This is a genomic window from Nonomuraea sp. NPDC049028, from assembly GCF_043197735.1.
Classification (GTDB): Bacteria; Actinomycetota; Actinomycetes; order Streptosporangiales; family Streptosporangiaceae; genus Nonomuraea.
Genome location: NZ_JBICTR010000019.1, coordinates 123,645 through 143,844, shown reverse-complemented (window position 1 = coordinate 143,844; position 20,200 = coordinate 123,645). Strand labels below are relative to the sequence as shown.

Below are 20,200 nucleotides of genomic sequence, written 5' to 3'. Positions count from 1 at the left end.
CCCACTTTTCAGTCGATTCGCTCGAAGGGTTCCTTGCTTTCTTCGTCCGGCGCGACCGTGAAGACGACCTTCTCCAACTTTCCGGTGAACGCGAATTCGCCGTCATAGTTGGGTGAGGAGGGCGACAGGGTGTCCCGGCCGATGTCGAGGCCCTGCCATCCCAGGAAGTGCGGGAGGACCCGCGCAATGGCCTCGGTGCCGACCGGCTTTCCTGACACGTACAGATGTCCGACGCCCCGCATGTCACCGGTCTTGACGAATTCGAAGGTCAGCTCCGCCGGGCCGATCGGGAGGTCTTCCGCCGAGGTCACCGCGTACCGGGTGCCGAGGAAGTTGTACTCGTAGACCAGCCGGTTGTCCTTGACATACAGGACGTATCCGCTGCTGATGTTGCCCAGGGACACCAGGACACCCTCGTCTGCCGCGGTGGTCCGGTCGACGAACGCGGTGATGCGGTGCCCGCGGTTCATCACTGGCGGCACTGCGGCGCCGGGCAGATGAGCCATGCCGGGGTAGTAGGTGAAGGTGGTGCGCATGCGTGGAGAGCCGGGACGCGGAATCTTCGCCCGGTAGGCGAATCCGTGATCGTCCAGCGGCAGCACATCGTATTTCCCGGCTTCCGCCCAGAAGCGGGAGACCATCTTCTCCAGTTGCTCGGGCCGCGCCTGCGCCAGGTCGTTGCATTCCGAGAAGTCGGTGTCGTGGTGGTAGAGCTCCCATCGGTCCGCGTCGAAGGGCGTTCCGCGTTGGTGGAAGGCGACGGCTTTCCAGCCGTCGTGCCAGACCGCGCGATGCCCGAACATTTCGAAGTACTGGGCTTCCTTGCGCGTCGGCTCGGTCGGCGAGTCGAAGGTATAGGCCATGCTGACACCGTGTATCGGCAGTTGCGGGATGCCGTTGTAGACCGCGGGAGCCCGCAGACCGAGCAGTTCGAAGAGGGTCGGGACGATGTCGGTGACATGGTGGAACTGCTGCCTGATCTCGTCGGTGCGCGGCAGCCCCCGGGGCCACCGCACGATGAGCGGGCAGCGGACGCCACCTTCGTGGGTGTTCTGCTTGTAGCGCTTGAACGGCGTGTTGCCCGCCTGCGCCCAGCCCCAGGGGTAGTTGGAGTGAGCTCGTGTGGTGCCGATCTCATCGATCCGCGCGACCATCTCCTCGAGGTCCTCGGGGACGCCGTTCTGAAATGCCGTGGGGTTGAGCGAACCCTTCTGACCGCCTTCCTGGCTGGCCCCGTTGTCCGAGAGCAGGATGGTGATGGTGTTCTCCATCCGGCCCATCCGCTCCAGGAACTCCATCAGCCGGCCGATGTGGTGGTCGGTATGGTCGACCATCGCCGCGTAGGCCTCCTGAAGGCGTACGGACAGCTTCTTCTCGTCGTCCGACAGTTCGTCGAAGGGAACGACCCCGGGGTTGCGCGGCGCCAATTCGGTGCCGGGCGGCAGGATGCCCCGTTCGATCTGGCGGGCGTGCCGGGTGGCGCGCTCGGCGTCCCAGCCGTGGTCGAACCGGCCCCGGTACTTCTCCAGGTATTCCCGGGGAGCCTGGTGCGGGGCGTGCGCCGCGCCGAACCCCAGGTACAGGAAGAAGGGCTTGTCCGGAGTGACCGAAGTCTGGTCGGTGATGAATTCGATGGCCCGGTCGACCAGGTCCTCACTGAGGTGGTAGCCCTCTTCCGGGCTCTTCGGCGGAGCCACGGCGTGGTTGTCGTAGAACAGTTCCGGATAGAAGCTGTCCGTCTCCGCTTCCAGAAATCCGTAGTAGCGCTCGAACCCGCGAGACAGCGGCCACTGGGTGTACGGCCCGGACGCGGTGGTCTGTTCCATCGGCGCCAGGTGCCACTTGCCCACGGCCATGGTGTTGAAGCCGCTGTCGCGCAGCACCTCGGACAGCGTCGCGGCGGCCCTGGTGATCCGTCCGCGACCGCTGGGGAAGCCGGTGTCGAAGTTGGACAGCATGCGCATACCGACGGAGTGGTGGTTCCGGCCGGTCAGCAGGGCGGCCCGGGTCGGCGAACACAGCGTGGTGGTGTGGAAGTTCGTGTAGCGAAGGCCGCCGGCGGCCAGGGCGTCCATGGCCGGGGTGTCGATGTCAGAGCCGAAGCAGCCGAGGTCGGAGAAGCCGACGTCGTCGAGCACGATTATCACGACATTGGGTGTGTCCTCGGGAAGTGCCTGCGGTTCGGGCCACCACGGAGTCGACTCCTCGTAGGTCATGCCGATCTTGCCGTGGAAGGTAGCGCTCGCGGCCGGCGGATGCGGAGAGGCGTTGGTCATCCAGGACGCTCCTTTGCGTGGACATGTGACCGCAGCGGGGTCCGCACTCATCACATCTGCTGAGCGGCGCGGCGATCGGACAGGTGGGATTCGAAGGCTTGGCGCGGTCGGCAGCCCCTGGAGGTTCCGAGGAAGGTTCAGGGCTCTTCGTCCACGAGCGCGAGCAGCAGCCCTTGCTCGTTCTCGGTGACGTAGCCGGCGTAGTAGTCGTAGAGATTGCGCCGCGAGATGCGTGCCGCCGCCAAGCCGTCCCGTTCCCTGATCGCCTCCAGCACCTCCTGGTGGTGGTGGAGCGACTCTCGCATGAGCGCCGTGCTGTTGAGCGCGTGGGCGACCTTGTCCGAGATCAGCGAGAGGACAGCGTCCCGGACCACCTGGTTGCAGACCTCGATGAGGGAGTTGCGGCCGGCCCGGGCCACCGCCTCATGGAATGCGACGTCCGCCTTGCTGAACTCCTCGTACCCTGCCTCGATCGCGTCCGACATGACGGCGATCGTCCGTTCCATGGAGGACAGCTCCTCCTCGGACCGCAGCCGAGCCGCCAGCAAGCTCGCCGACCCGTCGAGGATCATGCGGAACGAGATCAACTCGGCCATCGACATGTTGTCGAACTGGACGAGCCGGGTCATCTCCTTGGTCAGACCGGCCGACGAGAACGGCAGGATCTCTGGGCCGTTCGGGTCACCCGGACGCGAGCGGACGAGCCCGTTGCTCTCCAGCACGCGCAAGGCCTCTCGCACTGTGGGGCGGCTCGCCCCAAACTGCGTCACCAGCTCTCGTTCGCTCGGCAGCCGTTGACCGGGCTTCAGGTCACCTCGAGCGATCGCTTGCTCGATCTGCTCGACGATGCGCTGGTAGAGCCGTACCGGCGAAACCTGCCGGAACTGTGCCCCGTCACTCATGGCTTCTTCCCCTCGAGCGTGGTCCATGTCGTCTTCTCCCCGGTGGGCGCCCCGGGGACGCTGTCCGGCCAGCGCGGGACCGCATCGGCAGGTCGGTTCCGTTCGTACCACGCCGCCGCCCTCAAGACGCCGAGATCGTCGAAGCGGCGGCCCGCGATCTGCACCCCGATGGGCCGACGGTCCGCCGTAAAGCCGCAGTTGACGGTCGCCGCGGGTTGCCCCGACATGTTGTACGGCGCGGTGAAGCCGATGTGGGACATGGTCTTCCCGTCCCCCATGAACGGCATTGGCTGCTCAGCGGGAAACGCCGCCACCGGAGCGACCGGTGAGAGCACGAGGTCGTAGGGAAGCGTCGCCGCCACGGTCCGCGCCTGAATGCGCATGATCTGCTGGTAGCACTGGAGTAGCCTTGTGCCCGATATGTCCGCACCCCCCTGGCACCATTGGATGACGTAGGGGTGGACGCGCAGCCCGGCCTCGGGCGCCAGTTCGCGGAAGTCGTTCCAGGACCGCACCCGCCAGAACAGATCCAGGTCGTCGAGGAGATCTTGGCTCATGAACGGCTCGACCGGCTCCACGACGGCTCCCGCCGCCTCGAAGACCGCGGCGGCGCGGTTCACCGCGGCGAGGATCTCGGCGTCGCATGGCTCCCCGCAACCGGCGTCCAGGTGCACGCCCACCCGCAGCCCGCGTACCTCGCCGTCCAGCGCCGACCAGTCGATGTCCTGCGGTGGCAGGCTTGACCAGTCCCGGGGATCCGGCCTGCTCAGGACACGCATGAACAGGGCCGCGTCCGACACGGTGCGCGTCATGGGGCCGGCGGTGCGCCCCAGGTACGGGGTGTCCAGCGGGATCCTCCCGTAGCTGGGCTTGAGCGTGGCGAGGCCCAGCCAGGTGCCCGGCAGCCGGATCGAACCCCCGATGTCGGTGCCGACGTGGAGCGGGCCGTATCCTCCGGCGGCCGCGGCCCCCGCACCGGAACTGGAACCGCCCGTGGTCCAGGCGGCGTTCCAGGGGCTGCGCGCAATGCCGTGCCGGCTGGAGACCCCCGAGGAGAGCATGCCCCAGTCCGGCATCACGGACGACCCGAGTATCACCCCACCGGATTCGACGACCCGCGCGGTGATGGGCGCGTCCACCTCGGGGATGACCGGCTCGACCCCCGCGTTGCCCGAGGGCATGGGGACGCCCCTGCGGGCGATGTTCTCCTTCAGCGTCACAGGCACGCCGTCGATCGGCCCGAGCGGTTCCCCCGCCGCCCATCGGGCCTGGCTGGCCAGGGCCGCCTTGCGGGACTCGGCTGGATCCCGCACCCAGAACGCGTTGAGCACGCTCTCACGCGCCTCGATCACCGACTGGACGGCGTCGTGGACTTCGACCGGCGACAAGGTGCGGTCAGCGAATCCGGCCACCATCTCGACGGCCGACATGGCGGCCAGACCGTGTTCCGTGAGCACCCGCTCTCCTTCGGTCGCGATGCGTGGGGCATTGGAACCCTTGACAAGTGCAGCTTCAGTCGCCACGGTACCTGCAAGTGAGCTTACTGGTCAGGCCAGTCATGCGGAAGGTGGCGTCTATGACGAGGGACACCAAGGTCGTGCGGCTCGCCCTCATACCGGGCGACGGAATCGGCCCTGAGGTCGTCGCGGCGACCGTGCCCGCGCTCCAGAGCGCGCTGGAGGTTGACGGCCACCGGCTCGACGTGACCTCGTTCGACCTCCTGAACACGATGGAAAGCCAGGGGTGGAACCTATGAAACCCAACAAGCGGCGGACGCGGCACCTCGGGACGGTCGCGGCCGCGCTCGCATCGCTGCTGCTGACAGCCTGCTCGGCCGGGTCCACGACAGCGGGAAACAGCACCGGCGGCCCTGCGGGCGACACCCTGAAGATCGGCCTCGTCGCCGAGCCGGCCAACCTCGACTTCACCAAAACCGAAGGTGCGGCCATTCCGCAGGCACTGCTGTACAACGTCTACGAGAACCTGGTGAAGGCGGACCAGTCCGGGAAGATAGAGCCCGATCTGGCCACGTCGTGGACCCTGTCCAAGGACCGCAAGACATACACGTTCCAGTTGGTGAAGGACGCCAAGTTCAGCAATGGCGCGCCGTTCACGGCCGAGGACGCCAAGTTCTCCATCGAACGCGTCACGTCCGGCTGGACGATAGCGCTGAAGTCCCGGATGGACGTCGTCGACACGGTGCAGGCGGTGTCGCCCACCGAACTGAAGGTCACCCTGAAAGAGCCGAGCAACAACTGGCTGTACTGGATGACCACCCGCGTAGGCGCGATGTTCAGCCGGACCGGCGTGAGCAAGCTGGCCACCGAGCCGGTGGGCACCGGCCCGTACGCGCTGAAGTCGTGGACCCGCGGCGACTCGATCACGCTGGCCCGCAATGATGGCTACTGGGGGCCCAAACCGCACTTCGCGTCGGTCACCCTCAAGTACTTCAAGGACCCGACGGCCATGCACAACGCGCTGCTCACGGGCACCATCAACGTGATCGGCACGATGCAGCCCCCGGATGCTCTGGACCGGTTCCAGAACAACCCGAAGTACCAGATCATCGAAGGCTCGACCAACGGCGAGGTGGTCCTCTCCTTCAACAACGGCTCGGGCCCGCTGAAGAATCTGAAGGCCCGCCAGGCAGTCCGCTACGCCATCGACCACAAAGCCCTCGTGGACACCTGCTGGGCAGGCCGCGGCAAGCTCATCGGCAGCATGGTCCCGCCGACCGACCCGTGGTACGAGGACCTCGCGAACGAGTATCCGTACGACATCGGCAAGGCCAAGAAGCTCCTCGAGGAGTCCGGCGAAGCCGGCACCACGCTGCGGCTGCGGCTTCCGACGCTGCCTTATGCCACCGCGTGCGGCACCGTGGTCAAGAGCCAGCTAGAACAGGCCGGGTTCAAGGTCGAGCTCGACCAGCTGGAGTTTCCCGCCGCCTGGCTGACCACCGTGTTCAAGAACGCCGACTATGACATGTCCATCATCTCCCATGTGGAGCCCCGCGACATCTATACGGTGTTCGGGAACAAGACCTACTACACCCGCTACGACAACCCTGAATTCCGCGCGTTGCTGCAGAAGGCGGACGAGGGCACTCAGGAGCAGGAGATCACCCATATGCGGGAGGCCGCCCGGTTGCTGTCCAAGGACGCCGCGGCCGACTGGCTGTTCCTGCTGCCGAACCTGATGGTGGCGGACAAGGACATCACCGGCCTGCCCGTGAACTCCGTCTCCGAGTCACTGGATCTCACCGGTCTGGGCCGCTCGTGAAAGGCGGCGTCAACCGATGATCGTCCGTCTGGTGCAGCGGGTCGCGATCCTCCTGGCCAGCCTTGTCGTGAGCTCCGTGATGGTGTTCGCGTTCATGGCGGTGCTGCCAGGGGATCCGGCCCGTGTCGCCCTCGGCGTCAACGCGTCGGACACGGCGGTGGCGCAGCTGCGCGCGGAGTTCGGGCTCAACCGGCCGCTCGCGGCCCAGTACCTCAGCTGGGTACACGGACTGGTGACCTTCGACCCGGGGAACTCCTACATCTCACACACGCCGATCGGCCCGCAGATCGCCGACCGCCTTCTGGTCACCCTGTGGCTCGTCGGCACCGCGATGGTGCTCGCCTGTGTCCTGGCGGTCCCCATGGCCACGCTCATGGCCATGCGGCACCGCAGGCCGTCCGGGCTCATTCTCTCGGCCCTGTCCCAAGTCGGCGTGGCCGTCCCTGCCTTCCTCGCGGGCATCCTCCTGATCACCGTGTTCGCGGTGGGGCTCGGGTGGCTGCCGGCGAACGGCTGGACACCCCCGGCGCAGGATCCGGTCCTGTTCCTCAAGCAGCTGGTGCTGCCCGCGCTGTCCCTCGGCCTGGTGCAGGGGGCGGTGCTCACCCGCTACGTCCGCAGCGCCGTGCTCGACGTCCTCCGGGAGGACTATCTGCGCACCGCTCGGGCCAAAGGACTTCGCCCGACGCGGGCACTGCTGCGGCACGGCCTGCGGAACGCGGCGGTGCCCGTGGTCACCGTCATGGCGTTGCAGCTCGCCACGCTGCTGGTGGGCGCGGTCGTCATCGAACGGGTCTTCGTCATCCCCGGGCTCGGCAGCCTGCTGCTGGACAGCGTCTCCAACCGGGACCTCATCATGGTGCAGGACGTGGTCATGATCATCGCAATGGCGGTGCTGCTGGTGAACTTCCTGGTGGACGTGATCTACCTGATGATCGACCCACGGCTCAGGGCCGGTGCGTCATGAGTGCTCTGGACACGGAAGCCGCTGCCGCGTCCACGGTGCCCGACGGCCGTCGGCGGCGCCGCCCGATAACAGGCAGCCTTCTGGTGGGCGGTCTCATCGTCTCGGTCGTGCTCGGCATGGCGCTGCTGTCCTTCGTGTGGACCCCGCACGACCCGACCCTGGTGAACGCCATGGCGCGGCTGCGGAAGCCGTCGCTGGAGTACTGGTTCGGCACGGACAAGTTCGGCCGCGACGTGTTCAGCCAGATCCTGGTGGGCTCGCGCACCACGCTGTTCGTCGGCTTCGTGGCGGTGGGAGTCGCCGCCCTGGTCGGAGTGCCCCTTGGCATTGTCGCCGGGATGGCGCCCCGCTGGTTCGGCGAGCTCCTGATGCGCGGCAACGACCTGCTTCTCGCCTTCCCGGCGCTCCTGCTGACCATCATGTTCGCCGCCGTGTACGGCGCCAGCACGCTGGTCGCGATGGTCGCCATCGGCATCGCGTCCATCCCCCATTTCGCCCGGCTGACCCGCAGCGGCACGCTGCAGGTCATGAAGACCGAGTACGTCATCGCGGCGCGCGCGGCGGGCCGCAGGCCGTTCTCGATCGGCCTGCGGCATGTCCTGCCCAACGTCAGCAGTCTCGTCATCGTCCAGTCGTCGGTCGGTTTCGCCATCGCCGTACTCGCCGAAGCCGCGCTGTCCTTCCTGGGCTTCGGCACCCCGCCCCCGGTACCGTCCTGGGGCCGGATGCTGCAGGAGAGCCAGGAGATGCTGTGGTCCGCTCCCCGGCTCGCCGTGTTCCCGGGCATCGCGATCGCGGTGGCGGTGCTCGGCTTCAACCTGCTCGGTGACGGCCTGCGCGACCGTTTCGACCCCAAGCTGGAGGACCGCCGATGACCCCGGCACCTGACACGACGCCGGCCGCCGGGCCGGACGACGTCCTGGCCGTGCGGAATCTCGACGTCGCGGTGGGCGACCTCAAGCTCCTCGAAGATGTCGACTTCACCATCCGGGCCGGCGAGCGGGTCGGTCTGATCGGTGAATCGGGGTCGGGCAAGTCGCTGACCGCGCTGAGCGTCATGGGGCTGCTGCCTGAGGGGCTCCGGGCCACGGGCTCGGTGCGGCTCGCCGGAGTCGACCACGACCTGGTGGGTGCCGACGAGGCGCGGATGTCCCGGGTGCGGGGCAAGGAGATCGCCATGGTCTTCCAGGAGCCCATGACCGCTCTGAACCCCACCATGAGGGTCGGGCGGCAGATCGCCGAGGTGCTGCTGATCCACCGGACCAGGCCCGACCGCGCGTCCGCCCAAGCCGCCGCCGTGGAACTGCTCGCCCAGGTGGGGCTGCCCGATCCCGCGGCCGCCGCGACCGCCTACCCGCACCAGTTCTCCGGAGGCCAGCGGCAGCGGGTGGTGCTGGCCATCGCCCTCGCGAACGACCCCGCGCTCCTGGTCTGCGACGAACCCACCACCGCGCTCGACGTCACGGTGCAGGCGCGGGTGCTCGACCTGATCGTGCGGGGTGTCCAGGAACGCAGGTCGGCCATGCTCTTCATCACCCACGACCTGGCCGTGGTGGCCACCGTCTGCGAGCGGGTCATGGTCATGTACGGCGGGCGGTTGATCGAGTCCGGCCCGGTCCGGGAGGTGTTCACGCGCCCCCGGCACCGCTACACCCAGGGCCTGATCGGCGCGTCGGACCTGACCGTGGTCGACGACCGCGGTCGGCTGGCCACGATCGGCGGGTCGGTTCCGCCGGCGGGCCGCTTCCCCGCCGGATGCGTCTTCAGAAACAGGTGCGCTCAGGCGACCGACGTCTGCGCCACCAGGCCGGAATGGGTCCCTACCGGGCCGGACTCCGGCTACGCCTGCTTCCACCCGGTATCCGAGAGCGGCGCACGCGGGACCGGCACACCCATGAACCAGGAGGCCGGCCGTGGCTGAGCAGCCGACCAGCGCCCCCCTCGCACCCGGGTCGCAGACCGGCCCCGCGGACGCCATCAGCGTCCGTGACGTCACGCGCGACTACCGACGGCCTCGTACCTCGCTGCGCCACCCCAGCCCGCCGGTGCACGCCCTGCGCGGCGTCAGCTTCGCCGTCCCCCAGGGGCAGCGGTTCGGCATCGTGGGCGAGTCGGGGTGCGGCAAGTCGACCCTGCTGCGCATTCTGGCCGGGCTCGACCGCCCCACCAGCGGCAGCGTCGCGATCGACGGCCGGGACATCACCGGGCTCCGGGAGAGCCGGCTCCGGTTCGTCCGCGAGCGGCTCCAACTCGTGTTCCAGGACCCGATGAGTTCGCTGGACCCGCGCATGCGCGTTGGCGACATCGTGGCCGAGCCGCTCGTCGCGCAGGGGCACCGGAATCGCAAGGAGCGGGTGGCCGAGTTGCTCGAGGCCGTCGGCCTGCGAGCCGACGCGGCGGACCGGTATCCACACCAGTTCTCCGGCGGCCAGCGGCAGCGCATCTCGATCGCGCGCGCTCTCGCCCCCCGCCCGAAGATCATCGTGGCGGACGAGCCGGTGAGCGCCCTGGACGTGTCCGTCCGGGCCCAAGTGCTCAACCTCATCGCCGACCTCGTCGACGAGTTGTCCCTCACGCTGGTCTTCGTCTCCCACGACCTGTCCGTGGTACGTCATGTGTGCGACCGGGTCGCGGTCATGCATGCCGGGGAGATCGTGGAGATCGGGTCCACGGAGCAGGTGTACGAGGAACCGCAACATTCCTACACACGTAGGCTCATCGCCGCCGTTCCGACTCTGGGCAAGGCACTGTCGGGTGTGTCGGCGGCCGACCTCAACCGGGAGTAGCGACCGTGACCGCCCACGTCCAACCCGCCGGCGGCGACTGGCCCGTGGGGAGTCCCGCGGGTCTTCCCATCGGCGACAAGTGTGTATCGCCTCGCCTCTCAGACCGGGATCAGCCGAACGCGTAGCCGTACAGACCGGGGCCGCTGCTCAGCTCGCGGACCTTTCTCGGGAGCAGTCCGGGACGCAGGCCCGTCTGACGCGAGCCGGGCACGTACAGCACCTTGCCCTGGTCCGGCGCCGCCACCACCAGCCCGTACAGCGGACGCTCCTTGGTGAGCTGCCGGTAGCGCCCGCCGAGCGCGGGCAGCGCGGCCAGGGACGCGCCGAAATCGCGCCCCTTGCCCTTGATGAGCAGGTTGCCGTCCTTCGTCAGCCCGCCCTTCCTGGCCCCGGCCAGCACTTGGACCCCCTTCTCTCCGGGTACGCCGACGGCCAGCTCGTCGTCGCCGTCGCCGTTGAAGTCCCCGGCCGCCAGCGCGGCGCCGAACCGGTCGTAGTAGCGGGGCGTGCCCTTGAGCAGCCGTTGCGTCCACATCTCCGACCGGGCGCCGCGCAGCAGCGCGCTACCGCTCCCGTACAGGACGTGCACGGCCCCGTCGCCGTAGTCCATCGCCCGCTGGTTGGCGCTCAGCCCTTCGCCGGGTACGCCAACGGCCAGGTCGTCGTGCCCGTCGGCGTCGAAGTCGCCGGTCGTCAGCGCCGCCCCGAAGGCGTCCCACTTCTCCGCCGAGCCCTTGATCCCGGGGCTGCTCTGGGTGAGCAGCCCGGCCCGCCGGCCCCGCACGTCGATGACGGTGACGGAGCCCTGGCCGTCCTGGGTGACGCTGTCGGCGGGGGCGCCCACGGCCAGCTCGGCCCGCCCGTCGCCGTTGAAGTCGCCGGTCGCCAGGGCCGCGCCCCACTGGTCCGTCACGCTTGCCGCCTGCCGTACCCAGGGGGTCTTCTGAGTGATCTGGTACGGCTTGCGGCCCTTCATCCAGTAGATCGTGACGCCCCCGCCCGTACGGTGGCCAGGGGCGCCCACCGCGAGCTCGTCGCGTCCGTCACCGTCGAAGTCACCGGCGGCCAGCGATGCCCCGAACCGGTCGCTCGACGGCTTCGCCGGCGCCAGCTCCTTGCCCGGCCGCAGGCCCGTGGGCGAGCCGTGGAACAGCTCGACGACGCCGTTGCCGTCGGCCCCCGGCACGCGCTCGCCCACGAACTCCTCTGACACGCCCACCGCCAGGTCGGCGCATCCGTCCGCGTTGAAGTCGCCCACCGCCAGAGCCGAGCCGAACGAGTCACCCGGCTCGGCGCCCTCCTGGGTCAGCTTCTCCTTGCGCCCGCTGCCGTAGACGACCGTCACGGAGCCGGCCCGCCGGTTGTCGTAGGGGGCGGCCACCGCCAGATCGGGACGGCCGTCGCCGTCGAAGTCGGAAGGGGATCCGCCACACGACGGAGCCGCGGCGTGACTCGTACCCGAAACGAGGGGAAGAACCAGGCAGGCGGCTAGCAGTGCGTTCATACAGGTAGGTATTTCCGCCCCGACCGAACCAGGTCTTAACGCTACGGGAACGTGCCAGGATAGGCGGGTGGACATCGACCTCGCGGATCTGGGTTTCTGGCGCCAGTCCCCCAAGGCCCGGCATGAGGCGTTCGCCAGACTCCGGCAGTTAGAGCACCCCGTGTTCTTCCCAGAGAAGAAGGTGCCCTTCCTCCGGTCAGGCAGCGGCTTCTACGCCCTGGTCAGGCACGCGGACGTGGTCGAGGCCAGCCGCGACGCCAAGGTCTTCTCCAGCGAGCCCGCCGTCACCAACCCGGAGCCGCCCGGCTGGGTCAAGCAGGTGTTCGGCGAGTCGATGGTCAACATGGACGACCCGCGCCACGCCCGGTTGCGGCGCATCGTCACCCGCTCGTTCAGCCCGCGCATGCTCTCCGGTCTGCAGGACGACATCGAGGCCGCGTGCGAGCGGATCGTCGACGACGTCATCGAGCAGGGCCCGCGCGACTTCGTCGGCCAGGTCGCGGCCCGGCTCCCCATTCACGTCATCTGCGACATGATGGGCATCCCCGACGACCTGCGGGCGAAGGTCCACGAACACGTAGACGTCTCCACCGCCTACACCGGCGTACGCCCCAGCCTGGCCCGCAGCGTTCAGCTGGCCGGCCAGAACATGCTGGCCCTGCTCGCCCTCCAGCGCATGGTGATCAAGCTGGGGCACGAGCGGGCCGCCGATCCCCAAGGCGACCTGGTGTCCCTGCTGGTCACCGCCAACCCCGACGGCGAGAAGCTCACCGACCGCGAGCTCGGCTCCTTCTTCGCCCTGCTCCTGGTGGCGGGCAACGAGACCGCGCGCAACACGATGGCCCACGGCATCAAGCTGCTCACCGACAACCCCGCGCAGCGCGACCTGCTGATGGAGGACTTCGACGGCCGCATCGGCAACGCGATCGAGGAGATGGTCCGCTATGTGTCGCCGATCATGCAGTTCCGGCGCACGCTGACCCAGGACTACTCCCTGCGCGGCCTGGAGCTGAAGAAGGGCGACAAGGTGGTCCTCTTCTACGGCTCGGCCAACCGTGACGAGACGGTCTTCCCCGATCCCGACAGTTTCGACATCACCCGCGAGACCAAGCCGCACGTCGGCTTCGGCGGGCCGGGCCCGCACTTCTGCCTGGGCGCCAACCTGGCCAGGCAGGAGATGCGGACGATGTTCCGCGTGCTGCTGACCAGGTTGCCGGAGATCCGCGCGGTCGGCGAGCCGGAGCTGCTGCTGTCCAACTTCGACAACAGCGTCCGCAGTCAGGGGTTCACGTTCTGAGCTGCTCTTCCGGGGCCAGGACGTTCCTCCTGATCGTCAGGAAGGTGATCAGTGCCGCGACGACCATCATCGCGGCGCTGATCAGCATCGCGGTGTGGAAGCCCGCGTTGAAGACGGGCGGGTTCTTGAAGGCGTCGCCGACCAGGCCGACCAGGGGCGGCACGGCGGCCACCGCGAGCAGGCTGCCGGTACGGGCCACCGCGTTGTTGACGCCGCTGGCCGTACCCGCGTGGCGCTCTTCGACGGTGGCCAGCACGGTCGCGGTCAGCGGCGCCACCGCCGCCGACAGACCGAGCCCGAACACCGTGACCGCGGGGATGACCTGAAGAACGTACGAGGCGCCGAAACCGATCGTGCTCATCAGGAGGAAACCGAGCCCGGCCACCAGGATGCCGATCGTCATGGGCCAGCGCGGGCCGTAGCGCTTGGCCACCTCACCGGCGCGCGCCGACAGCAGCAGCATCAGGATGGTCGTCGGCAGCAGCGACAGCCCGGCCGGGGTCGCCGCGAACCCGGACACCACCTGCAACTGCACGACGAGCAGGAAGAACACCACGCCCATGGCCGCGTACATGATCAGCGTCACCACGTTCACGGCCGTGAACACCCGGTCCCGGAAGATGCTCACCGGCACCAGCGCGTCGGGGGACCTGCGCTTCTCCAGCACCACGAACGCCACGCCCAGCGCCACCCCCGCGATCAGCGGGATCGTCGCCCCCTTCTCGATCAGGCCGTAGGTGAGGAATGCCAGGGCCAGCGCCGCCAGCACCGCCCCCAGCACGTCGAACCGGCCCGCGGCCTGCTCATCCCTGCTCTCGGGCACGTGCCGCACCGTGACCAGCACGACCAGCGCCGCGACGGGCAGGTTGAGCAGGAACGCCCACCGCCAGCCCGCCGTCTGCACCAGCACCCCGCCCAGCAGCGGACCGATCGCGGCGGCCACCCCACCCAGCCCTGACCAGGCGCCGACCGCGCGCGGCCGGTCGTCCCTGACGAACGACGCCTGGATGATCGCCAGCGACCCCGGGGTGAGCAGCGCGCCGCCGACGCCTTGCAGCGCGCGGGCGGCCACCAGGAACTCGACGTTCGGCGAGAGCCCGCACAGCGCCGAGGCCAGCGCGAACCAGACCGTGCCGATCAGGAACACCTTGCGCCTGCCGTAGCGGTCACCGAGCGAGCCGCCCAGCAGGATCAGCCCGGCCAGGGTGAGCGTGTAGGCGTTGATCGTCCACTGCAGGCCGGCCATGTCCGCGTCGAGGTCGTCGCCGAGGAAGGGCAGCGCGACGTTCACTACGGTGCTGTCGAGCATGGCCATCCCGGAGCCCAGCACGGTGGCCGCCAGGATCCAGCGCCCTCGGGCGGATTTGAGCGCTACGTGGTCGTCCTGCATGAGGGCAATCCTGTCACCTCTTTCGGTGCATAGCGGTCAGCCCCTCCCCGGAGAGGTGCTGCCCAGGGCCCTCAGCACGAAGCCCGTCACCAATGCCTCCGCCGCCTCGACGGTGACCGCGCCGCTGATCAGGGGCACCCGCTCGGCGCCGATCACCGCGATGATCATCCGGGCCGTCGCCTCGACGTCGACCACCTGGAAATCGGCCGACTCGATCCCGCTCTCCAAGATCCCCACCAGGATGCGCTGCATGGGCGCCACGTGCTCGGCGAGCTGCTGGTAGGCGTCAGGGCCGAGGGCGGCGCTGAGATCCGCCGCTCCCGGGTGCGGGTGCGCCAGCAGGCCGGTCAGCTGCAGCCGGACGAACACCCGTAGCCGGTCGGCGGGGGAGGCGACAGCCGGCAGTTCCTGCTCGTAGCTTTCGATGAAGTAGCTGGTGACCCGCTCGGTGAAGGCCAGCAGCAGGGCGGCCTTGTCCGGGTAGTAGTTGTAGAGGACGGTCCGGGTGATCCCGGCCTCGTTCGCCACGTCCGTCATGGAGATGGCGTCGATCCCCTGCACCCTCGACAGGCGGGCGACGGCCTCGAGGATGCGATCACGCGTCTGGGCTCGGTGCTCACCGATGGTGGCTGCGGAGATGCGGGGCATGCGTCCATGGTAGGCCGGTGCCCATCCAGCTATAAGCCGACTTCTATAGGCCGGACTTCGCGCACGAGAGGCGGGGGATGGACCAGCCTCTGGAAGGCGGCGCGGTCACGTACCGTGGGCGGCGGACCGGCCCCTCGAAGGCAGCGAGGTCAGCCCCGCCAGCGGCGGACGCTGAGACCCGCTCGGCACCCCGCGTCCTCTCGCATTCTTCGCCCCGCGCCCCCTCGCATTGTCACTGGCATTTCACCGGCAGTTGTGCAGTGTGGCGAATGCGGTGGTGTGCCGTATGCGTTGGTACCGGTGGTACGCGTGGTGCCGGTGGTACCCGGTACGGGTGGTGCCGGTGGTACGGATCTGGGTGATACGGGTCGATGTGGTAGGGATTGTGCCCTGCCACCCATGGTGCCCTTGCTACAGGTGGTGTCCGTGTGCCTTGCTACGCGGGGTGCGAGAGGTGCGGTGGTGTGCCCTACGCGGCGGCCTTGACCACGTGGAGCAGCTCGCCGAGTACCTCGGTGTTGAGCTGGTAGGCCAGCTTGACCTCACGGATCACGCGATGCTGCTCCCGCTCGCCGAAGGGCAGCGCGTCGAGGCGGGCGCGATATTCGCTCTTGAATCGGGGCAGGCTGCCGACCTCGTCGAACAGGTAGAAGTCGACCCCGCCGCCCTTCTGGTAGCCGTAGATCTTCTGCAGCTCCATCCGGATGAACTGCCCGCCCGACAGGTCGCCCATGTAGCGGGTGTAGTGGTGGGCGATATAGCCGCCCGGCCAGTCGGCCACCTGCTCGATCCGCGCCACCAGGGTCCGGGTCGCCTTCGAGGGTACGATCCGGTCGCGCCAGCCGGCACCGTAGACGGTCTGCAGGTCACGCTCCAGCGCCTGCTCCCGATAGAGCTCCGGGAAGACGAACCGGCCGGCAACCGGGTGATCGGCCAGGGCCTTGGCGGCGCCGTCGAGGGCGAGATAGGCGAAGTAGTGCTGTGCGACGAGCTCGCCGTAGTCGTGCTCGCTCAGTCGGCCGCCCATCAGCTCTTTGAGGTAGCTCTCATCCTCGGCCGACTCGTGGTCGCTCCAAGTGGCGTTCTTCAAGGTCTCGGAGAACGACGTCACGCTTCACCCCAATGTGTTGCCAGGTCTTTCATGACAAAGTGTCACAAACCCTGGACGGGCCCGTCAAGTTGATGACGACACTCTGTCATTAAACCCGACCCTGTCATGCTGGCGCCGCAGCCGTCACATCGCCGGGGCGGCCGAGGGCGATCAGTGTGAGATTGCGCAACGACGGCGTGCCTGGTGTGAAGTAGTCACTGTGCCCGCCGGGACCCACCTCAAACACCTGCGCCCCGTACCCGGGACTCAGCGCGTCGGCCCCGAAACCAAGCGGCCCGAGCTTCACCTTCGGCACGAACCTGATCCAATCACTACCACCCACACCCGCCCACACTCTGGTGACAGACGGCGCCGGGCCGGACACCCTGTGGTTGGACGGCGGGCGATACGACGCGTCGGACAAATGGTGGTCGGACGGTGCTCCATCGGACGGTGCCCCGATGCCGGGGCTTCCGAACAGCGCCATATCCGCGACGGGCAGGTCCGTCCCGGCCTTGGCGCACACCACCGAGCCGTAGCTGTGGCACAGTAACGCGATCGGCGCGGACGTCCGCGCGTGCAGCTCCATGACGGTACGGCGCAGCGCCTTCGCCCCCTCGACGGCCGCCGTGTCGGTGATGGCGCCCAGGCTCCACGTAGGCGGCGCGTCATAACCGAGCCAGGCGATCACGGCCAGCCGCTCGCCGTGGCCCACCTTGGTGGCCTCGGCCAGCAGCGCCCGCGCCGCGCCCCCGGGCCGCTTCGTACTCGCTTCGAAGGTGGCGACCGTGGTGTCGGCCCCCGGCACCACGATGGCGACCCGATCGGCGGTGGCCAGGTCGCCGTAGACCTTCACAAGCCGGCCACTGTGCTGGCCGGGCAGCGCCAGGACCGCGCCGAACGCGAGACTTCCGGCGAGCGTGAGGATTCTGAGCATGCTCGGAAAGCTACGAAAGAGAGGCCGTCGACCGCGTCACCGCTGGGGCTGAACTCTCTTGTAGTACCTGGGGGTGACAAGGCCGTCGGCAAGCACATGGTGGGCGATCTGGGTCGTGTCCTCCCGTTGTACGAGCGGAGGCGGCGGTGCCGCTTGGTAGCGATGAAGGCGACGCCGCGGCGGGCTGATCGTCCGACGGCCGGGGCTGCCGGGGAGGGCGAGGGCCGGGGAGGGCTGGCGCGTCATGGCTTGTCCTCGCGATAGGTCATCAGGCGGGAGCCACGAGGACGGGTCGGCGGGCTGGCCGGGGTGCTGGGGTGGGGCGGGACCTGGCGGATTCTATGGCGCAGATCACATAGCCGCACTTGTCACAGGGATCAGGTCGTCGGCGTCTCGTGCCCGGCAGCAAGCAACGGAAGAATGGAAGGTCATCATGAGCAAGGTCTGGTTCGTCACTGGTTCGTCCCGCGGCCTGGGCCGCAGCTTTGTCGAGGCGGCGCTGTCTCGTGGCGACAAGGTGGCCGCGACCGCCCGCAAGACGGAGAGCCTTGACGACCTGGTCGCCGCCTACGGCGACGCGGTGCTCCCGCTTGCGATGGACGTGACCGACAAGGTCGCCGTCTTCGAGAACGTGACGCGGGCCGCCGAGCACTTCGGCCGCCTGGACGTCATCGTGAACAACGCCGGCTACGCCCAGGTCGGCGCGGTCGAGGAGCTGACCGAGCGGGAGCTGCGCGACCAGCTGGAGACCAACCTGTTCGGCGCGGTGTGGGTGGTCCAGGCCGCGCTGCCCTACCTGCGCGAGCAGCGCTCGGGACGCATCATCCAGCTGTCCTCGGCCGCCGGACTCATCGCCATGCCGCTCGGCGGCGCCTACCACGCCTCCAAGTGGGCCCTGGAGGGCTTGAACGAGGCTCTCGCCGGTGAGGTCGCCGACTTCGGTGTCAAGGTGACCATCATCGAGCCCGGCGGCTTCGCCACCCGTTCCGGCAAGAACCCCGACCCGCTCGACAACGGCCACATGGCCGAGCCCGACCCGGCCTACGCCGGCCTCCGCCGGCGCCTCGGCGCGATGGCCGGCAAGCAGCCCGCCGGCGACCCGGCCGCGGCGGCCCAGACGCTGCTCAAGCTGGTGGACTCCGACAACCCACCGCTGCGGATTCTCTTCGGCCAGGGCTTCCACCCGATGATCCAGCAGGCCTACGCCGACCGGCTCAAGATGTGGGCCGACTGGCAAGACCTTTCGTTGGAGGCGCAGGGCAAGACCGACCAGCAGGCCGCGGTTTGAGCCTTCCAGGTCTGAGCCGCGTCGTCCTTCTCGGCTCGATGTACGCCCCCGGCTGGTGGCTGGTGCTCAATAGGGGCACCTCCCGGTTCCTGGTTGTGAGTGCGTGAGCTGTACGGCCGGCGCCGGCCGTACAGCTTTCGGGCCAGAGGTTGCTCGGCTCGAACGGCGGTGTCGGGACAGCTGCCCTCTCCTGAGGACACGTTCGTCGCCCTGTCCACCGGCTGAAGGCAGTTGGTGACCCTGCTCGCAGTCCTCTCGCGTCGAGGAGAGAAGGAGATCAGCAAAACAGGACAAGAGGTAGATCCCTTGACTTTCCTCCGTAGCGTTGCCAGTGATCGTAGGATCGTCCGCGTGGATCTGGACGACGTCGCCGCCCGGCTCGGGGTACCCGTCGAGGACGTCGACCGCGTACACCGGCTCGCCGGCGACCGGCCGTCGGCTCCGCTGCCCGCCAAGGCCGACGCGCCCGCGATCCTCGACCGGCTCGCGGTGCGGCCGGACGACGCCGCCGAGATCATGGCGGGCTGGCCCGACCCCGACTCTCCCTTGTGGACTGCGGAGCTGCGCTGGCTGCTCGACCGCTCGATCGCCCTGGTCCGCGCCGATCTCGGGGGCCACGGCTGGCTGCCGCCCGGTCCGGAGCTGCCGCGCGAACGGGGCCCCGCCTGGCGGCATCTCTACGTGTACGCGTACCTGGCCCTGGTCGACGTGGTCACGGCGTACCACCGCGACCACGGCATCGCCGATGCCGTCTCGTGGGCGACCCTCGCGGATCTGGGCCGCAACCTCGCGATCGACCGGCGAATGCGGCGTGAGGGCTGGCCGGTCATGCAGAGCTGGCTGACGCTGCACGCGCGCGGCGGCATCTACGAGCTGGGCCGGCTGCAGCACCAACGCGGCGGCACCACCATCGGCCTGCACATCCCCGAGTCGGGATCGATGACCCCGGAGGCGGTCGCGGCGTCGCTCGACGAGGCCCGCGCGTTCTTCCCACGCCACTTTCCCGACGAGCGCTACACGACGTTCTCCTGCGGCTCGTGGCTGCTCGACCCGCAGCTACTGGAGTACCTGCCTGAGGACTCCAACATCGTCCGGTTTCAGCGAAGGTTCGAGCTGGAACCCTACGAGGAACCGGAGGGGCAGGACGCCGATGTCGAGGTGCTGCGGTTCGTGTTCCGCACCCTGACCACGCCGCTCGACCGGCTACCGCGCCGCACCGTGCTCCAGCGCGCGATCGTCGACCACCTGAAGGCCGGCCGCCACTGGCGCATCCGCCGCGGCCACTTCCCGATCTAGCCGAGCCGAGACATCCACAGAGTGGTCGTGTGCGATGAGGTTGACGAAGGCCGCCATCGAGGTGCTCAGCCGCTCCCTGGCCCAGCTCGCCCGCGCGCGCGGGATCACCGTCAACGCCGTCGCCCTCGCGAACGTGTTCTCGGGCTACAAGATGCGTTGATGCCGCGACACCGTACGGCAGCCAGACCCATCTTGTGTGCCCGGCTCACGGGTGTGAACGGCGAAAACCCGGGTGATCGAAGACTCCTGGGGGAGTTGCCGGAGCGCCGAAGACGAATGGGCGTTCGTGACGAGGGGTGGCTGCCTACCTCGTTGTTGAGATCGGCACCGGGTGTCGCCGAGCATGTCGCGCGGCCGTTTGTCGGCGTCGGTCGCGGTGAGGCGGAGTGACGGTTGCGGTGGAACCTGTCGGTGTTCAGGGTGAGTTGTCGGGTTCCGCCTTCGATGTCGCCGTACGACATCCGCAACCGCTCGGCGCCGACTGTCCCATCGACCTCGACGTGCTCGATCCGCCGTCTGGTGTCAGGCTGAGTACGCTCG

The 20,200-nt window shown here is 68.7% G+C and carries 18 protein-coding genes; 10 read left to right on the top strand and 8 right to left on the bottom strand.

The features are described from left to right. Nucleotides 1-8: 8 nt before the first annotated feature. The 3 genes from ACGFJ2_RS53495 to ACGFJ2_RS53485 all read right to left on the bottom strand — a co-directional run bounded on the left by ACGFJ2_RS53495 (nt 9) and on the right by ACGFJ2_RS53485 (nt 4,635). The gene (locus tag ACGFJ2_RS53495) at nt 9-2,276 is read right to left on the bottom strand and encodes an arylsulfatase (RefSeq protein ID WP_393482093.1); all 2,268 of its coding nucleotides are present in this window, start codon (nt 2,274-2,276) and stop codon (nt 9-11) included. Nucleotides 2,277-2,413: 137 nt separating this feature from the next. Then, nucleotides 2,414-3,178: a FadR/GntR family transcriptional regulator gene (locus ACGFJ2_RS53490; protein WP_358197577.1), complete on the bottom strand. Its 765-nt coding sequence runs from the start codon at nt 3,176-3,178 to the stop codon at nt 2,414-2,416. Next, on the bottom strand, nt 3,175-4,635 hold the full coding sequence (locus ACGFJ2_RS53485; RefSeq protein ID WP_393482090.1) for an amidase: 1,461 nt from the start codon (nt 4,633-4,635) through the stop codon (nt 3,175-3,177). Before ACGFJ2_RS53485 ends, ACGFJ2_RS53490 begins: the two co-directional genes overlap by 4 nt. Nucleotides 4,636-4,754: 119 nt before the next feature. Here ACGFJ2_RS53485 and ACGFJ2_RS53480 point away from each other — a divergent pair, with 119 nt between their 5' ends. From ACGFJ2_RS53480 to ACGFJ2_RS53455, 6 genes are read left to right on the top strand one after another with little or no spacing between them, the layout of a single operon-like run. Next, nucleotides 4,755-4,934 carry a hypothetical protein gene (locus ACGFJ2_RS53480; protein ID WP_357946204.1) on the top strand — a complete coding sequence of 60 codons (180 nt, stop codon included), beginning with the start codon at nt 4,755-4,757 and terminating at the stop codon, nt 4,932-4,934. Next, nucleotides 4,931-6,457, top strand: coding sequence for an ABC transporter substrate-binding protein (locus ACGFJ2_RS53475; protein WP_393482087.1), 1,527 nt, complete (start codon nt 4,931-4,933; stop codon nt 6,455-6,457). The genes ACGFJ2_RS53480 and ACGFJ2_RS53475 overlap by 4 nt, the downstream gene beginning before the upstream one ends. Nucleotides 6,458-6,473: 16 nt before the next feature. After that, nucleotides 6,474-7,424: an ABC transporter permease gene (locus tag ACGFJ2_RS53470; protein WP_358197553.1), complete on the top strand. Its 951-nt coding sequence runs from the start codon at nt 6,474-6,476 to the stop codon at nt 7,422-7,424. After that, on the top strand, nt 7,421-8,299 hold the full coding sequence (locus tag ACGFJ2_RS53465; RefSeq protein WP_357946212.1) for an ABC transporter permease: 879 nt from the start codon (nt 7,421-7,423) through the stop codon (nt 8,297-8,299). The genes ACGFJ2_RS53470 and ACGFJ2_RS53465 overlap by 4 nt, the downstream gene beginning before the upstream one ends. Next, the gene (locus tag ACGFJ2_RS53460) at nt 8,296-9,345 is read left to right on the top strand and encodes an ABC transporter ATP-binding protein (protein WP_357946215.1); all 1,050 of its coding nucleotides are present in this window, start codon (nt 8,296-8,298) and stop codon (nt 9,343-9,345) included. Before ACGFJ2_RS53465 ends, ACGFJ2_RS53460 begins: the two co-directional genes overlap by 4 nt. Further along, nucleotides 9,338-10,210: an ATP-binding cassette domain-containing protein gene (locus tag ACGFJ2_RS53455; RefSeq protein ID WP_358197527.1), complete on the top strand. Its 873-nt coding sequence runs from the start codon at nt 9,338-9,340 to the stop codon at nt 10,208-10,210. Before ACGFJ2_RS53460 ends, ACGFJ2_RS53455 begins: the two co-directional genes overlap by 8 nt. Nucleotides 10,211-10,319: 109 nt before the next feature. Here the strand turns inward: ACGFJ2_RS53455 and ACGFJ2_RS53450 are convergent, their stop codons facing one another. Continuing rightward, nucleotides 10,320-11,714, bottom strand: a complete 1,395-nt coding sequence (locus ACGFJ2_RS53450) for an FG-GAP and VCBS repeat-containing protein (protein ID WP_358197515.1) — start codon at nt 11,712-11,714, stop codon at nt 10,320-10,322. Between the two features lie 67 nt (nt 11,715-11,781). Between ACGFJ2_RS53450 and ACGFJ2_RS53445 the strand changes: the two genes are divergently transcribed. Further along, entirely contained in the window at nt 11,782-13,011 is a 1,230-nt protein-coding gene (locus ACGFJ2_RS53445) for a cytochrome P450 (protein ID WP_357946223.1), read from the top strand. On the opposite strand, the gene ACGFJ2_RS53440 is transcribed toward ACGFJ2_RS53445, so the two are convergent. The 4 genes from ACGFJ2_RS53440 to ACGFJ2_RS53425 all read right to left on the bottom strand — a co-directional run bounded on the left by ACGFJ2_RS53440 (nt 13,001) and on the right by ACGFJ2_RS53425 (nt 17,076). Continuing rightward, on the bottom strand, nt 13,001-14,401 hold the full coding sequence (locus tag ACGFJ2_RS53440; RefSeq protein ID WP_357946225.1) for an MFS transporter: 1,401 nt from the start codon (nt 14,399-14,401) through the stop codon (nt 13,001-13,003). The genes ACGFJ2_RS53445 and ACGFJ2_RS53440 overlap by 11 nt on opposite strands. 36 nt (nt 14,402-14,437) lie before the next feature. After that, nucleotides 14,438-15,049, bottom strand: coding sequence for a TetR/AcrR family transcriptional regulator (locus ACGFJ2_RS53435; protein ID WP_393482080.1), 612 nt, complete (start codon nt 15,047-15,049; stop codon nt 14,438-14,440). Nucleotides 15,050-15,518: 469 nt separating this feature from the next. Beyond that, on the bottom strand, nt 15,519-16,160 hold the full coding sequence (locus ACGFJ2_RS53430; protein ID WP_357946229.1) for a biliverdin-producing heme oxygenase: 642 nt from the start codon (nt 16,158-16,160) through the stop codon (nt 15,519-15,521). A 103-nt stretch (nt 16,161-16,263) separates the two neighbouring features. Beyond that, on the bottom strand, nt 16,264-17,076 hold the full coding sequence (locus ACGFJ2_RS53425; protein WP_393482077.1) for an alpha/beta hydrolase: 813 nt from the start codon (nt 17,074-17,076) through the stop codon (nt 16,264-16,266). Nucleotides 17,077-17,509: 433 nt separating this feature from the next. Between ACGFJ2_RS53425 and ACGFJ2_RS53420 the strand changes: the two genes are divergently transcribed. The 3 genes from ACGFJ2_RS53420 to ACGFJ2_RS53410 all read left to right on the top strand — a co-directional run bounded on the left by ACGFJ2_RS53420 (nt 17,510) and on the right by ACGFJ2_RS53410 (nt 19,820). Then, nucleotides 17,510-18,364, top strand: coding sequence for an SDR family NAD(P)-dependent oxidoreductase (locus ACGFJ2_RS53420; RefSeq protein WP_358197473.1), 855 nt, complete (start codon nt 17,510-17,512; stop codon nt 18,362-18,364). Nucleotides 18,365-18,715: 351 nt separating this feature from the next. After that, a complete protein-coding gene (locus tag ACGFJ2_RS53415; RefSeq protein ID WP_357946237.1) occupies nt 18,716-19,660 on the top strand; it encodes an acyltransferase domain-containing protein in 945 nt (314 codons plus the stop codon). A 34-nt stretch (nt 19,661-19,694) separates the two neighbouring features. Continuing rightward, nucleotides 19,695-19,820 carry a hypothetical protein gene (locus ACGFJ2_RS53410; protein WP_393482072.1) on the top strand — a complete coding sequence of 42 codons (126 nt, stop codon included), beginning with the start codon at nt 19,695-19,697 and terminating at the stop codon, nt 19,818-19,820. Nucleotides 19,821-20,200: the final 380 nt, after the last annotated feature.